Genomic DNA, 14,043 nt, shown 5'->3' with positions numbered 1-14,043 from the left:
ATGGCGAGCGTCACCGACCGAAGCGTTCTGGAGATCGACGAGATCAATCCGATGGGGACCGACGGCTTCGAGTTCGTCGAGTACACCGCCCCCGATCCGGCCGCGCTTGGCGCCCTGTTCGAGAGCATGGGCTTCACCAAAGTGGCGAAACATCGCTCCAAGGACGTCTCGCTCTATCGGCAGGGCGACGTGAACTTCATCGTCAATGCCGAGAAGGAAAGCTTTGCCCAGGGATTCGCGCGCGTGCATGGACCGAGCGTCTGCGCCATCGCGCTGCGCGTGAAGAACGCGGGTGCCGCCTACAAGCGGGCCCTGTCGCTGGGCGCCTGGGGCGTCGAGGGCAAGGTCGGGCCGATGGAACTCAACATCCCGGCCATCAAGGGCATCGGCGATTCGCTGCTCTACCTCGTGGACCGCTACGGCGAGCGCGGCTCGATCTACGACGTGGACTTCGAATGGCTGCCGGGCGTCGAACGAAATCCGAAGGGCGTAGGGCTAACCTATATCGACCACCTGACGCATAACGTTCATCGCGGCCGCATGGCCGAGTGGGCGGACTTCTACGAACGCCTCTTCAATTTTCGCGAGATCCGCTACTTCGACATCGAGGGCAAGCTCACCGGCCTCAAGTCGAAGGCGATGACCAGCCCGTGCGGCAAGATCCGCATCCCGATCAACGAAAGCACCGACGACAAGTCTCAGATCCAGGAGTATCTCGCCGCCTATCACGGCGAAGGCATCCAGCACATCGCGCTCGGTACCGGCGACATCTACGAGACGGTCGAGACGCTTAAGGGGAAGGGCGTTCCCTTCCAGACCGTCCCCGACACCTACTACGAGCAGGTCGATGAGCGCCTGCCGGGGCACGGCGAGGACCTCGCGCGCCTGGCGGCCGACCGTATCCTGATCGACGGAGCCCCGACCAAGGGCGGCGGCCTGCTGTTGCAGATCTTCACCCAGACGGTAATCGGCCCGATCTTCTTCGAGATCATCCAGCGCCGCGGCAACGAGGGCTTCGGCGAAGGCAATTTCCGCGCGCTGTTCGAATCCATCGAACTGGATCAGATCCGCCGCGGCGTCCTGAAGGCCTAAGAATACAGATCGACGGAGGAAACCATGGCCAAGAACTGGATTCCGCTGCGCCAGGTGGAAGGTACTGCCTCGCGCCAGGCGCATGTGCGGCTGCCGGAGGGAACCTACGAGCGCGAGATCAGCAAGGAGGGCTTTTTCGGCCCGTCCGCGCAGTTCCATCATCGCCACAAGCCGACCGACTGGGTCGAGTTCGACGGCCCCATCCGGCCGCGTGCTCTGGACCTCAACAAGCTGGCAACGGTGCAGGCCAATCCGTGGAACGCGGACCTGGTCATGGGTAACAATCACCTGCAGATGCGCTACTGGCGCCTCGACAAGGCGATGCCCGAACTCGCGCGAAACAGCGACGGTGACCAACTCCTCTTCATCCACGAGGGCAACGGTGCGCTGTTCTGCGACTACGGTCATCTCGACTATGCCGGGGGTGACTATCTCGTGATCCCGCGCGGCACCATGTGGCGACTGGAGCCGGCGAAGCCCACCACGTCGCTGATGATCGAGGCGACCAACGATCACTTCACCTTGCCGGACAAGGGCCTCGTCGGCCGTCACGCCATCTTCGATCCTGCGATGCTCGATACGCCGCGCATCGACGAGGCCTTCCTCGCCCAGCAGGACGAGCGCACCTGGAGAGTTTCGGTCAAGCGGCGCAACGCGCTCTCGACCGTGACCTATCCCTTCAATCCGCTCGACGCGATCGGCTGGCATGGCGACCTGAGCGTCGTGCGCATCAACTGGCGCGATCTGCGGCCGCTGATGAGCCATCGCTTCCATCTGCCGCCGTCGGCCCATACGACCTGGGCCACCGGCCGCTTCGTCGTGTGCACCTTCGTGCCGCGTCCGCTGGAAAGCGATCCGGAGGCGCTGCGCCTGCCGTTCTTCCATAACAACGACGATTTCGAGGAAGTGATCTTCTATCACAAGGGCAGCTTCTTCAGCCGCGACAACATCCACCCGGGCATGATGACGGTGCACCCCACCGGCTTCACGCACGGCCCGCATCCCAAGGCCTTCAATGCGGCAACCAAGGGCGGCAAGACCGAGACCGACGAGGTGGCGGTGATGATCGACACGCGGGACGCGATCGATGTCGCGGCCATGCCGGCCGGCGTGGAGTTCGAGGGTTACGTGAAGTCCTGGCGGCCCCAGGAAATGAAGCAGGCAGCGGAGTAGGGAAGCGCACAATGAAGCTGGGATCGCTCAAGGAAGGCGGCCGCGACGGCACGCTGATCGTGGTGAACCGTGACCTGACGCGCGGCGTGCGAGCCACGACCGTGGCGCCCACCCTGCAGAAAGCGCTCGAAGACTGGAGCTCGATCGCGCCGAGGCTGCGTGCGCTGGCCGAGCAGCTCGAGGATGACAAGGCAGTGGGCTCGTTCGAACTCGACACCACGGCCCTGGCGGCGCCGCTGCCGCGCGCCTACCAGTGGGCCGACGGCTCGGCCTACGTCGTGCACGTGGAGCTGGTGCGCAAGGCGCGCGGCGTCGAGATGCCGCCGTCCTTCTGGACCGATCCGCTGATGTACCAGGGCGGGTCGGACTCGTTCATTGGGCCCAACGACGAAATCGAGATGGCCGACGAGGCCTGGGGTATCGATTTCGAGGGGGAGATCGGCGTGATGGTCGACGACGTGCCGATGGGTATTTCACCGCAAGCCGCCCGCAAGCACATCAAGCTGGTGACGATCCTGAACGACGTCTCGCTGCGCAACGTCATCGTGGGCGAGCTCGCGAAGGGCTTCGGCTTCTTCCATGGCAAACCTGCGACGGCCTTCGCACCGGTCGCCGTGACGCCGGACGAGCTTGGCGACGACTGGAACGGGGCGCGGCTCGACCGGCCCCTGATCTCGACGTTGAACGGCAAGGAGTTCGGTCATCCGAACGCGGCCACCGACCTCACCTTCGATTTCGGCCAGCTGATTGCGCACGCCGCACGCACCCGTCACCTGGAGGCTGGTACCATCGTCGGGTCGGGAACCGTGGCGAACCGCGATCCGGCTGTCGGCTGCTCATGCATCGCCGAGCGCCGAGTCCGCGAGACCCTCGAGGGCGGCAAGCCGCTGACGCCCTTCATGAGCTTCGGCGATCACATCCGGATCGAGATGTTCAATCGGGCCGGCAAGTCCATCTTCGGCGCCATCGACCAGAAGGTCGTCCGCTACACGCCACCCGCCTGAGCCGTGCTAGAGTGGCCGCGGAGGCGGTCATGAAGCTCATTGGCTATTTTCGGTCCTCGGCGGCGTTTCGTGTCCGCATTGCCCTGAACCTCAAGGGCATTGCGGTCGAGCACGCGTCGCGGCACCTGCGCCGGGGCGAGCAATCGTCGGCCGACTATGCCGCGATCAATCCTCAGAAGCTTGTTCCTGCGCTGGTCCTCGATGATGGGCAGGTGCTGACCCAGTCGCTGGCGATCCTGGAGTATCTGGAGGAGACGCATCCCGAGCCTGCCATCCTCCCGAAGGATCCGGTTGCCCGGGCGCGGGTGCGAGCGCTGTCGCTGATCGTGAGCGCCGACATCCATCCCATCCAGAATCTCCGCGTTATGGCCTATCTCCGCCAGAAGTTCGGGCAGACCGAGGAAAGCGCCTTCACCTGGTCGCGGCACTGGATCGAGACGGGCTTCGATGCCTACGAAGCGACGCTGAAGCAGGGCGGTGCCGGCACGTACAGCCACGGCGACCGGCCCACGATGGCCGACCTGTGCCTCGTGCCGCAGGTCTTCAACGCCGCCCGCTTCAAGGTCGATATGCAGCGCTATCCGCTGATCGGGCGAATCCACGAAGCCTGCATGAAGCTCCCCGCGTTCGACGCGGCACAGCCCTCGAAACAGCCGGACGCAGAACCGTGAGAAAGTCCTTCGTCGCGATCGCTGCCGTCGTTTTCCTGCTGGGGGGCGCAGCCGCATCCCTTCCAGCTGCCGAGGGCTATGCCGCGACCCGCCTGCGCGCCGCCCTCGAACAGGGAGGGCTTAAGGCGGAGACGGTCAAGGTCGGCCTGCTCGATCGCACCATCACGTTGCGCGGCATTTCGGGAGGGGCGCACGGCGAACTGACGATCGACGAATGGGAAGCCGGCGGACTCGCCTGGCCTCTGGGCGAACTGGTCCGGGGAAGGGTGCCGCTGGGAGGATTGAGCTGGGGGGATCCGCTCAGGGTGGCGCGGTTCCATATGCGCAACTTCCGGCTGGCCACCCCCGATACGGGCGATTCGTGGTCGATCGGCGAACTGACGGCGGCCAATTTCGACCTTCCCCGCTACGACGCGGCGTACGAGGGCCCGTTCCGCAACGAGGTGATGTTTGCACGCTTGCTCGGCGCGTTGTCGGTCGAGCGGCTCGAGCAGAGAGATGCCAGCCACATTACCTTCGAGCAGACGAGATACTCGGCGGCGCGCCTGTCCGTCGCCGGCTATGACCGCGGCCTCGTCGCCTCCGTCGAAGTGAAGGACTTCCAGGTGAAGCCGGGCAGCGCCCGCATGGCCGGCCTCACGATCGCCGACGTCACGGCGCGCGGCGTCGATGTGCGCCGGCCGATCGCCGTGGGGTCCTCGCTCGATTGGGAGCCGGGCACGCCGATCGGGCGGGTTCCCGTTGCCGAGGGTCGGATGACGGGCTTCGGCGGGGATCTCATGGCCCGCTATGGCTTGTCCTTGGGTAGCGTATCGACCGAGACGGTGAGCGAAGGGCCGGATTCGAGCCGCTCACGGTTCAGGATCGAGGACCTCGTGCTCGCCCCGTCCTTGCGCAGTGTCGAAGCCGTGGGGATGCGCATGGTTATGCAGTCGATGAACCTCAGGGAGGTGCGTGTGGGCTTCGACTGCAGCACCGTCGAGGATCGGGTCCGCCATGTGGTGCGGGTCGAGAATTGCAGCCTGGGCGGTCGCGACCTGGCCGACGTCTCCCTGGCCGCGCAGGTGGTCGACACGGATGACGAATTCTGGCGCGCCCTCGATTCGGCCGATTTCTTCGCGCTGCTGGGGACGAAGGCTGCCCTCAAGTCGGCCAAGCTCGTCATCGCCGACAAGAGCTTGCTGCAGCGGAGCCTTCAGGCCAAATCGCGACTGAGCGGCCAGCCGGCCGCGGCCGAGCGCGCGGCACTGGCGGCCGAAATCCGCCGCTACCAGCCGCCCGGCGTCCTGATCACCCAGGACCTGTCGAAGCTGCTCGATTCGATCGCCCGCTTCGTGGAGCAGGGCGGGACCCTGACCGTAGAGGCAGCACCTCAACCGGCGCTCGGCCTCGAAAAGATCGACTACCTGCTGAAGCCGGGCGCGGACCTCGTCAATGCGCTCGGTCTCACCGCGACGGTGTCGCGTTAGCTCTTGCGGGCGTCCGCGATCAGGGCCTTCAGGGCTTCGGCGTCGACCGCGCCCGGGACGAACTGCTTGCCGATGACGAATGCCGGCGTGCCACGCACGCCGAGCGCCCCGGCTAGCGCCATGTTGCGTTCGATGATCTGCTTCAGCTTCGGATCGTCCATGTCCTTCTGGAGTTGGGCGATGTCGAGGCCGACCGCGGTGGCCACCTCGAGGATCTTCTCGCGGTCGAGCTTGCCGTTGAACTCCATCAGTGCGTTGTGGAGTTCCTTGTGCTTGCCCTGCTTGATCGAGGCGAGCGCCGCCAGGGCGGCGATCCGGGAGGCCTCGCCGAGGATCGGCAGGTCCTTGTAGACGATCTTCACCTTGCCGTCGGTGCCCGTGACCGACTTCACGGCCTGGTAGGCGCGCTTGCAGTAGGGGCACTGATAGTCGTTGAACTCGACGATCGTGACGTCGCCGGCGGGATTGCCGCCCACCGGGCTTTCAGGGTCGCGGAACAACTCGGCCTCGTTCTGCGCGATCGCTTTGAGGGCGACGGCGTCGCGCTGACTGTCCTGCTTGCGCTCCAGTTCCTGCATCGCCTCGACCAGGACCTCCGGATTGGCCATCAGATACGCCCGGATGCTCTTGCCGAGGTCGGCCGGGACCGGCGGGTCGGTGGCGGCGGCAGCGGACATCGGCGCCTCCTTGATCCGGGGGAGGGAGGTCCGACTCGCAACGGCGGCGCCGATGACGATCAGACCGACGAGGGTCGCCAGTAGAAGGGAACGCATCCTGATTTTCTCCCGGGCCGGCTACTTGCGGGGCCGGCTGTTGATGTAGGCCTTGAGATCCTGCGCGCGTTGCCAGGCCGGCGTTCCGGCAGGGAGCTGACGCGATGCAGCCTCGGCGTGTGTCTGTGCCTCGCTGCGCTGCCCTCGTAGGGCCGCCATCTCGGCTCGAGCCAGCGACGTCATACCCGGATTGTTGAGCTTGGAGTAGCCCGATGCCATCAGGCGCCAGAGTTCGAAACTTCCCGCTTCCTGCTGCGTCGCCAGTTCCAGGTTGCGCACCGCTTCGCGGTCGTTATCGGGGGTGTTCACATCGAGCAGTGCCCGGGCGAGGTCGATCTTCAGGATCGCCGCCGACGGGGCGAGTTGCACGGCTCGTCGATAGGAGGCGATCGACTCGGCCGCGCGCCCGTTCTCATAGAGCATCTGGCCCCGAACTTCGTGGAAGTAGGGATCGTTCGGAAATTCCTTGAGCAGCCCGTCGATCGTCAGCAACGCCGAGCCCAGCGCGCCCTTTCTGTAGAGCGCGATGGCACGGGCGTAGCGGGCCGGCACCGATCGGTCGGCTTCCGTGTAGCGCTGCAGTGCGGCGTCGGGCGCGATGAAGCCGTACAGCTTGGCCACCATGCGCTGATGCAGCATGAGGAATTGCGGCGTGTCGGGTGTGTTGGCGTAGGGCGAATTTGCCGCCGCCTGCTCGAACGCTGAAATCCGTTCCGGTGTCAAAGGATGCGTCGTCAGATAAGGATCGCGCCGGTTGATCGCGAGCTTCTCCTCGCGCTGCATGTAGCGCAGGAATTCGATCGTGCCCTTGGGCGACTGGCCGGTGCGCTGCAGGTAGGTGATGGCAGCCTGATCAGCGGCGCTTTCCTGGGTCTGCGTGTACTTCAGGAACGACATCAGGGAGCCGGGCGCCATCGGACGTCCCGTGCCGCCGCTGTGGCCGCCGCTACCGCCTGCCGCGCCTCCCAGTGCGCCTCCTGCCATGGCGCCGCCCGCAAGGATCGTCTCCAGGATCTGCAGCGTCGAGAGGCCGCGCAGCTCCTCCTGCATACGGGCCAGGTGGCCGCCGGCGATGTGGCCGCTTTCATGGGCCATGACGCCGATCAGCTGGTTCGGCCGCTCGGTACGCATGATCAAGCCGGTATTGATGAAGATGCGCTGGCCACCCGCCACGAAGGCATTGAGCGAACCATCCTGGACGATCATGATCTCGACGCCATTGGGATCGAGACCTGCGGCCTTCCAGATTGGAACGGTGAAGGTGCGGATCGTGCTCTCGATCTCGGCGTCGCGGATCAGATTGAGGCGTTGACCTTGCTGAGCCGTCGCGGCACGAAACGGTGCCAGCGCGAACAGCGTCAGACAGAAGAGGGTGGCGATGCGTTTGAACAAGGTCGGCACAGGGCTGAGACAGGCTATGAACGGTCGTTGGCCGCGTCAATTGTGCAACGCAGCCTTCGTTGGCCTCTTTCTGGTCACGGGTTGTGGCTTTAGTGAGACGGACCGTCAGCGCGACCGCGACGAGAACGCGACCAACCCGGCCGGATTGCCGGCCAACAGGCGGGGCCTGTCGCCGGTCACCAAGGGTACGTCGTTCGCGGCCGTCACCGCCGAGGAGGGGCGCGCGGCCGAAGTCGGTCGAGATATCCTCCTGGCGGGAGGCAATGCGACCGATGCCGCGGTTGCGATGTATTTTGCACTGGCCGTGACGCTGCCGTCGGCGGCGTCGCTCGGCGCATCAGGCGCCTGCGTTGTCCACAACGAGAAGACCAAGAAGGCCGAGGCGTTCGTCTTTCCGCCGATCGCGGCGCCGGGCGGTGTGAGGGGTACTCCCTTTTCGGTACCGGGCGGGGTTCGGGCCATTACGCTGATGCATGTGCGGCATGGGCAGCTGCGCTGGGAGCAGACCGTCTCGCCGGCCGAACGGCTTGCGCGGTTCGGCTTCCCTGTGTCGCGCGCGCTCGCCCGAGACCTTCAGGCAGGGGGTGCGCTCCTCGGCGGGGATTCGGAGGCGCGACGCATCTTGGGTTCGGCCGGTGAGGGCTCGTCGCTGGTTCAGCCCGAACTCGCGACGGTGCTGGGCGGCATCCGCCAGCGGGGCGGCGCCGAGTTCTTCCAGGGCGCATTGGCGCGCACCTTCTCGGAACAGGTGTCGCAGGCGGGCGGCAGTCTGCCGGTGGATACGTTGCGCAACACGATCCCCATTTCCGCGGCGCCCCAGTCCGTGAGCCAATATCGCAGCCGGGTCTACGTCGCGCCGGCGCCGGCCGCCGGTGCGGCCGCGCTGGCGGGCTGGAACGGCGCCGCGCCGAGCGGCGGCACGCCTGCCGATTCCGGGGGCTTTGCCGGGTTCGCAGCGGTCGATTCCAAGGGTGGAGCCGCGGCCTGCGAGTTGTCGATGGGCCAGCTTTTCGGCGCCCGCGTGATGGTTCCCGGCAGCGGCATCCTGCTGGGATCGCCGAACCCGGAGGCCGCTTCGGTCAGTCCGCTGATCATCGCGAATCCCGGCAATGGCGAATTCACCTTTGCAGGCGCCGGCGGCGGTGGTCCGGGCGCGGCCCAGGCGACGGGCTTCGTCGCGCGGGAGGTGATCGACAACGACAAGAACCTCGCGACGGTGCTGGCCAACAGGCGGGCGCAGGGAGGCTTCGTGAACGCGATCGCCTGCCCGTCGGGCCTGCGCGGCAAGCCGGAAGCCTGCCGGACCGGGGCCGATCCAGCGGGCGCGGGCCTGTCGACGCTCGCCACCGAATAGAGCGCGATATGTCGGGCAAGCTCTCGCGCCGTTCCGGCGGCGTCGACCCGTTCATCGTCATGGACGTGATGGCGGCGGCCGCGGAGAAGGAGGCGGCGGGCGACGTCGTGATCCATCTCGAGGTCGGGCAACCCAGTACGCCCGCGCCCAAGGCCGCGCTGGCGGCCGCGCATGCAGCGCTCGATGCCGACCGGCTGGGCTACGTGGCGGCGCTCGGCATGCCGGCGCTGCGGGAACGCATCGCGCGGCACTATCGAGAGACCTATGGCGCCGACGTGTCGGCCGAGCGCGTCGTGGTCACGACCGGATCGTCGGGCGGCTTTCCTCTGGCGTTCCTGGCGAGCTTCGATGCCGGTGATCGCGTGGCTCTCGCCGCGCCCGGCTATCCGGCCTATCGCAATATCCTGGCCGCTCTCAATCTTGAGGCGGTCGATCTGCCGACCTCGGCGGCTGACCGATTCCAGCCGACCGTCGCGGCGCTGGAGAAGGCCGGTCATCTCGACGGGCTGATCGTGGCGAGCCCGTCCAACCCGACGGGCACGATGGTGACGCGCGACGAACTGAAGGCGCTGGCCGACTGGTGCAACGCCAACGGTGTGCGGTTGATTTCCGACGAGATCTATCACGGCATCGTCTATGAGGGCGAAACCCACTCGGCGGCCGAGGTGTCGGACACCGCGATCGTTGTGAACAGCTTCTCGAAGTACTTCTCGATGACGGGCTGGCGGGTGGGCTGGTTGGTCGTGCCGGCCGACATGGTGCGATCGATCGAGCGGCTGACGCAGAACTTCTTCATCTCGGTGCCGACGCTCAGCCAGCATGCCGCGCTGGCCGCCTTCGACTGCCGGGAAGAACTCGACGGCCACGTGGAGCGGTACCGCGCCAATCGCGACCTGCTGATGGCCGGCCTGCCGGACGCCGGCCTCGACCGGCTCACGCCTGCGCAGGGCGCCTTCTACATCTACGCCGACGTCTCTCACCTCACCAACGACAGCCGCGAGTTCTGCAGCCGCATGCTGCGCGAGGCCGGCGTGGCGACGACGCCGGGGATCGATTTCGACCGGGCGAGGGGCGCAGGCACATTGCGCATCTCGTTCGCCGGCTCGACCGCGGAGATGGAGGAGGCGGTCCGCCGCCTCAAGGCGTGGAGGCGGGGATGACGAGGTTCGGCATCGCGGCGTTGGTCGCGCTCCTTCCGGTGGCGGCGGCGGCCCAGGGCGCTCCGAGCTTCGATTGCGCCAAAGCGTCAAACGCCTCCGAGCGCGCGGTCTGCAAGTCGCCGGAACTGGCGAAGGCCGACCGGGAACTGGCTGGCCTCTATGCCGCCTTGGCGGCCAAGCTCACGGGGCCGGCCAAGGAGAGTCTCGAGAAGAGCCAGATCCGCTGGATCGTCGGTCGAAACCGCGCCTGCCGGACGAACGAAGATCCGGATGTGATCGAGCGCTGCCTGACGACGCGGTATGCCGACCGGATCGCCGATCTCAAGGCCTCCGCCGCCGGTCCCTATCCTTTCGTCGAGGACCAGGCGATCGAGAAGACGGGCAAGGTCGGCAAGGTGACGTACACGCTCGACCTTCGGTATCCGAGGTTCGCCGGTAATACGGCGGACTTTTCGGCTCTCAACCGCGCCTATGCCGATTCGGCGGCGAAGGCTGCCAAGGAGACGACGCCGGGCGTCGATGCCGGCGTCGATCGGGAAGAGCAGTGGGAGGCGATGCAGAGCTACGCGCTCTATCGGCCGGGACCCGACTCGATCACCGTGGCGCTGACGTTCTGGGCCTACACCGGCGGTGCCCATGGCTATGGGAGCCTGACCTGTGCGCTGGTCGACCTGCACACTGGCAAGCCTGTTCCGCCGTCCGGCGTCTTTGCCGAAGGTGCGCCCTGGCTGAAAGAGGTGACAGCGATCGTCGGGGCCGACCTTAAGAAGCAGTTTGTCGAGAACCCCGGGTTCGAGGATGCGCTGGAGCCGCGAAAGCTCACCAAGACGGTCAACAGCGCCGAGCGCTTCTGCTGGCAGAGCGACAGGCTCCAGGTCTACTTCAACCAGTACGAAGTCGGCCCGTACTCAGCCGGCCCCTATACTGTCGACATTCCCTACAGCCGGTTGAAGCCGCTGCTCCGACCCGGAAGTCTGGTCGCTCGCTGAACCTCGCCTAGTGCAGCTTGCGCCGGTCGCGCGCGCCGACCGCGGTGCCGGCAGGTGTCGGGCGCTCGGTCGCGACGGGCGGGACCGGCCCGGAATGATGGCTCGCCATGTGCCAGCCGTCGGTCATGCGGACATAGAGATTGCTCGCCATGAGCTGACCGTTGGGCAGGATCTCGCGGCAGGTCACCAGCGCGAGGCCCGGACGTCCCAGCACCCATTCTTCGGTGCAGCGCACGCGCGGCGCCTCGGGATGCTTCATGATGGCGCGCCAGCTCGCCATGATCTCCGCCCGATCGTAGAGCGCCGGCTGCCCGGGATGGAGGCAGACGACCGCGCCGGTCGGCGCCCAGATCAGGTCCATGGCGGCGTCGTCGCGCTCGTTGAACGCCCGGTAGAAGGCGCGGTTGGCGGCCAGGACGGCATCGCGCTCGTCATCGTCGAATTCCGCCAAGAGTGGCGGCAGGCGTGGGGCACGGCGGGGCATTCGACCCTCGAAACTCACGGGTTGCGCGTTACAGGATTAGCCGACACAGATGGTGCATCCAACCATCGAGATCATGATGTCCATCCCCAAGCTCGAGTTTCCGCCGTTCCATCTGCCCGCCGAGGCCGAGGCCTTGCGCGAGGAAGTCCGCGCGTTCCTCAAGGAAACGCTGCCCAAGATCAAGACCGAGGACCGCTTCGCAAGCTGGAACACGGCGTCGCCCGAGTTCAGCCGGGCGCTGGGCGCCAAGGGCTGGCTCGGCATCACCTGGCCCAAGCAGTATGGCGGCGCCGAGCGCACCTTCCTCGACCGTCTTGTCGTGACCGAGGAACTGCTCGGCAACAGTGCGCCGGCCGGTTCGCACTGGGTGGCGGACCGCCAGTCCGGTCCGTTGCTTCTCAAGTTCGGCACCGAGCAGCAGCGTCAGGCGATCCTGCCGCGCATCGTCAAGGGCGAGTGCTATTTCAGCATCGGCATGTCCGAGCCGGATTCGGGATCGGATCTAGCTTCAGTGCGCACCCGCGCCGAGCCGGTGCCGGGCGGTTTTCGTGTGAACGGCACCAAGGTCTGGACCTCGGGCGCGCACCGCAACCATTACTGCATCACGCTGGTCCGCACGTCCGGCCAGCACGGCGACCGTCACAAGGGGCTGAGCCAGCTTCTGGTCGATCTCAAGACTCCGGGCATTACGATCCGTCCGATCATCAACCTCGCCGGTCGTCACGACTGGAACGAGGTGACGTTCTCCGATGCATTCATCCCCGAGGATTGCCTGATCGGCAACGAGGGTGACGGCTGGCTTCAGGTCACGAGCGAGCTGGCCTTCGAGCGCTCCGGGCCCGAGCGCTTCATGCAGAACGTCTACGTGCTGCGCGAACTGGTGCGCGTGCTCGGCCGCCAGCCGGCGAAGCGCGCCAGCGCCATCCTCGGCCGCCTGATCGCGCGCCTGTGGACCCTGCGCCAGATGTCGACGGCCGTCGCCGGCATGATGCAGGGCGGCAAGTCGCCGGCCATCGAAGCGTCGCTCGTGAAGGATCTTGGGACCATCTACCAGCAGGACCTGCCGGAGATCGCGCGCACGCTGGCCGAATCCGACGCCACGACGGAGGACGATCTCGCCGACTTCCTCGATGTCGCCCAATACGCGACGATGATGGCGCCGAGCTACACCATCCAGGGCGGCACCACCCAGGTCCTGCGCGGCATCGTCGCCCGCGGCCTTGGTCTGCGCTGAAGGAGGAAGATCATGGACCGTGATACCCGTGACATGCTGCTGGAGACCGCCACCCGCTTCTTCGCGGAGCGTTCGGCCAAGGACGTCGTCAACGGCGTCGAGAAGGGCGTGTGGCCCGCCGATCTCTGGAAGGAGATCGAGGAGATGGGCCTGCCGCTGATCGCCGTTCCGGAGGAACTGGAAGGTGTCGGTGGAACGCTTGCCGACCTGATGGCGCTGCTGCGCGTGGCCGGCGAACACGCCGTGCCCGTGCCGGTCGCCGAGACAGCGCTGGCCAACCTGTTGGTGGCCGCCGCCGGCGGCAAGCCCGCGACCGGCCCCTCGACACTGGCGCTCGGAGACCTGTCCCTCCAGGGCGGACGCGTGAGCGGCAAGGTCGCGCGCGTGCCGTTCGCCGGCGTCGCCGAACGCTTCGTGTCGATCGTGACGACGGGCGGCAAGTCGACGCTGGTCGTGGTTCCCCGCGATGCGGCGACGATCGAGGATGCGCCGAGCCATGCCGGCGAGCCCTATGGTTCGGTGTCGTTCGACGGCGCCACGCCGGAATTCTCGGCGGCCTCTACGGTCAGTGCCGACCGTGCGCTCGAACTGGCGGCACTCGCCCGCTCGATGCAGATGGCGGGTGCCGCCGACAAGGTACTGGTGACGGCGACCGAATACTGCAAGCAGCGCGTGCAGTTCGGCCGGCCGATCTCGACCTTCCAGGCGGTTCAGCACATGCTGGCGGAACTCGCGAGCTACGTCGCCGCGACCATCGCCGCGGCGGAAGCGGCCGCGCGCGATGCCGACGAGGGCGGCCTTGCCGATGGTGGCAGTTTCTCGATCGCCGCCGCCAAGACCCAGTGTTCGGACTTCGCGCACCGGATCGCCGCCATCTCGCACCAGTCGATGGGCGCGATGGGTTTCACCCACGAGCACATCCTGCATCACTACACGCGCAGGCTCTGGGTGTGGCGCCGCGATTTCGGCAGCGAAAGCTTCTGGGGCGAGAAGATCGGTCAGTCCTTCGCCCGCGCCGGCAAGGACGATCTCTGGCCGGCGCTGTCGGAGAGCCGCTACGCCGCCTGAGACGGCACGGCCTCTCGCGACCGATCCGGTCGCGAGAGATCCGGTCCGTCCGGGCACTCCCCACGGTCACGGCTAAGCGCCTGATGTATTCCGCTTGAGTCGGCGCGGGCGACAATCCCCGCGATCCGATTCTGGTGGACTATCGCTATATCTAATGAGATATAGCGCCCT

13 protein-coding genes are annotated in these 14,043 nt (G+C 66.6%); 10 read left to right on the top strand and 3 right to left on the bottom strand.

What is annotated here, in order from left to right; translation table 11 throughout:
* Genes hppD through LJ725_RS03085 form a run of 5 tightly spaced genes read left to right on the top strand, consistent with a single transcriptional unit; the run spans position 1 to position 5,409 of the window.
* A complete protein-coding gene (gene hppD, locus LJ725_RS03105; protein WP_230549149.1) occupies positions 1-1,092 on the top strand; it encodes a 4-hydroxyphenylpyruvate dioxygenase in 1,092 nt (363 codons plus the stop codon).
* Between the two features lie 24 nt (positions 1,093-1,116).
* Positions 1,117-2,265, top strand: a complete 1,149-nt coding sequence (locus LJ725_RS03100; protein ID WP_230549148.1) for a homogentisate 1,2-dioxygenase — start codon at positions 1,117-1,119, stop codon at positions 2,263-2,265.
* Between the two features lie 11 nt (positions 2,266-2,276).
* Positions 2,277-3,269: a fumarylacetoacetate hydrolase family protein gene (locus tag LJ725_RS03095; protein WP_230549147.1), complete on the top strand. Its 993-nt coding sequence runs from the start codon at positions 2,277-2,279 to the stop codon at positions 3,267-3,269.
* Positions 3,270-3,298: 29 nt separating this feature from the next.
* Entirely contained in the window at positions 3,299-3,940 is a 642-nt protein-coding gene (gene maiA, locus LJ725_RS03090) for a maleylacetoacetate isomerase (protein ID WP_230549146.1), read from the top strand.
* Positions 3,937-5,409 (top strand): hypothetical protein, encoded by a 1,473-nt coding sequence (locus tag LJ725_RS03085; protein ID WP_230549145.1) that lies wholly within the window; start codon positions 3,937-3,939, stop codon positions 5,407-5,409. The genes maiA and LJ725_RS03085 overlap by 4 nt, the downstream gene beginning before the upstream one ends.
* Here LJ725_RS03085 and LJ725_RS03080 read toward each other — a convergent pair.
* Positions 5,406-6,182 (bottom strand): DsbA family protein, encoded by a 777-nt coding sequence (locus LJ725_RS03080; RefSeq protein ID WP_230549144.1) that lies wholly within the window; start codon positions 6,180-6,182, stop codon positions 5,406-5,408. The two genes, LJ725_RS03085 and LJ725_RS03080, sit on opposite strands and share 4 nt — an antisense overlap.
* A 21-nt stretch (positions 6,183-6,203) precedes the next feature.
* Complete coding sequence (locus LJ725_RS03075) at positions 6,204-7,574, bottom strand: M48 family metalloprotease (RefSeq protein ID WP_230549143.1); 1,371 nt, start codon at positions 7,572-7,574, stop codon at positions 6,204-6,206.
* On the opposite strand from LJ725_RS03075, the gene LJ725_RS03070 reads away from it, so the two are divergent.
* The 3 genes from LJ725_RS03070 to LJ725_RS03060 are packed head-to-tail and all read left to right on the top strand — an operon-like array spanning position 7,561 to position 11,086.
* Positions 7,561-8,937: a gamma-glutamyltransferase gene (locus tag LJ725_RS03070; RefSeq protein ID WP_230549142.1), complete on the top strand. Its 1,377-nt coding sequence runs from the start codon at positions 7,561-7,563 to the stop codon at positions 8,935-8,937. The two genes, LJ725_RS03075 and LJ725_RS03070, sit on opposite strands and share 14 nt — an antisense overlap.
* Positions 8,938-8,945: 8 nt before the next feature.
* Positions 8,946-10,097 carry a pyridoxal phosphate-dependent aminotransferase gene (locus LJ725_RS03065; protein WP_230549141.1) on the top strand — a complete coding sequence of 384 codons (1,152 nt, stop codon included), beginning with the start codon at positions 8,946-8,948 and terminating at the stop codon, positions 10,095-10,097.
* A complete protein-coding gene (locus tag LJ725_RS03060) occupies positions 10,094-11,086 on the top strand; it encodes a DUF3298 domain-containing protein (protein WP_230549140.1) in 993 nt (330 codons plus the stop codon). The genes LJ725_RS03065 and LJ725_RS03060 overlap by 4 nt, the downstream gene beginning before the upstream one ends.
* 7 nt (positions 11,087-11,093) lie before the next feature.
* Here LJ725_RS03060 and LJ725_RS03055 read toward each other — a convergent pair whose 3' ends face one another.
* The gene (locus LJ725_RS03055) at positions 11,094-11,570 is read right to left on the bottom strand and encodes a nuclear transport factor 2 family protein (RefSeq protein WP_230549139.1); all 477 of its coding nucleotides are present in this window, start codon (positions 11,568-11,570) and stop codon (positions 11,094-11,096) included.
* A 49-nt stretch (positions 11,571-11,619) separates the two neighbouring features.
* On the opposite strand from LJ725_RS03055, the gene LJ725_RS03050 reads away from it, so the two are divergent.
* The gene (locus tag LJ725_RS03050) at positions 11,620-12,804 is read left to right on the top strand and encodes an acyl-CoA dehydrogenase family protein (protein ID WP_408015715.1); all 1,185 of its coding nucleotides are present in this window, start codon (positions 11,620-11,622) and stop codon (positions 12,802-12,804) included.
* Positions 12,805-12,816: 12 nt separating this feature from the next.
* On the top strand, positions 12,817-13,872 hold the full coding sequence (locus LJ725_RS03045; protein WP_230549138.1) for an acyl-CoA dehydrogenase family protein: 1,056 nt from the start codon (positions 12,817-12,819) through the stop codon (positions 13,870-13,872).
* The last annotated feature ends 171 nt before the right edge of the window (positions 13,873-14,043 follow it).

Origin of the sequence: Reyranella aquatilis (assembly GCF_020880995.1) — a bacterium.
In the GTDB taxonomy this organism is placed as follows: domain Bacteria; phylum Pseudomonadota; class Alphaproteobacteria; order Reyranellales; family Reyranellaceae; genus Reyranella; species Reyranella aquatilis.
Note: the sequence above shows the minus strand (reverse complement) of the source record. Positions and strands in the feature narration are given on the sequence as shown.

Coding starts and splice junctions, on each gene's coding strand:
- LJ725_RS03050 (WP_408015715.1), top strand. CDS start 11,620: ATGGTGCATCCAACCATCGAGATCATGATGTCCATCCCCAAGCTCGAG.
- LJ725_RS03045 (WP_230549138.1), top strand. CDS start 12,817: ATGGACCGTGATACCCGTGACATGCTGCTGGAGACCGCCACCCGCTTC.
- LJ725_RS03070 (WP_230549142.1), top strand. CDS start 7,561: ATGCGTTTGAACAAGGTCGGCACAGGGCTGAGACAGGCTATGAACGGT.
- LJ725_RS03065 (WP_230549141.1), top strand. CDS start 8,946: ATGTCGGGCAAGCTCTCGCGCCGTTCCGGCGGCGTCGACCCGTTCATC.
- LJ725_RS03100 (WP_230549148.1), top strand. CDS start 1,117: ATGGCCAAGAACTGGATTCCGCTGCGCCAGGTGGAAGGTACTGCCTCG.
- LJ725_RS03060 (WP_230549140.1), top strand. CDS start 10,094: ATGACGAGGTTCGGCATCGCGGCGTTGGTCGCGCTCCTTCCGGTGGCG.
- LJ725_RS03095 (WP_230549147.1), top strand. CDS start 2,277: ATGAAGCTGGGATCGCTCAAGGAAGGCGGCCGCGACGGCACGCTGATC.
- LJ725_RS03055 (WP_230549139.1), bottom strand. CDS start 11,570: ATGCCCCGCCGTGCCCCACGCCTGCCGCCACTCTTGGCGGAATTCGAC.
- maiA (WP_230549146.1), top strand. CDS start 3,299: ATGAAGCTCATTGGCTATTTTCGGTCCTCGGCGGCGTTTCGTGTCCGC.
- LJ725_RS03080 (WP_230549144.1), bottom strand. CDS start 6,182: ATGCGTTCCCTTCTACTGGCGACCCTCGTCGGTCTGATCGTCATCGGC.
- hppD (WP_230549149.1), top strand. CDS start 1: ATGGCGAGCGTCACCGACCGAAGCGTTCTGGAGATCGACGAGATCAAT.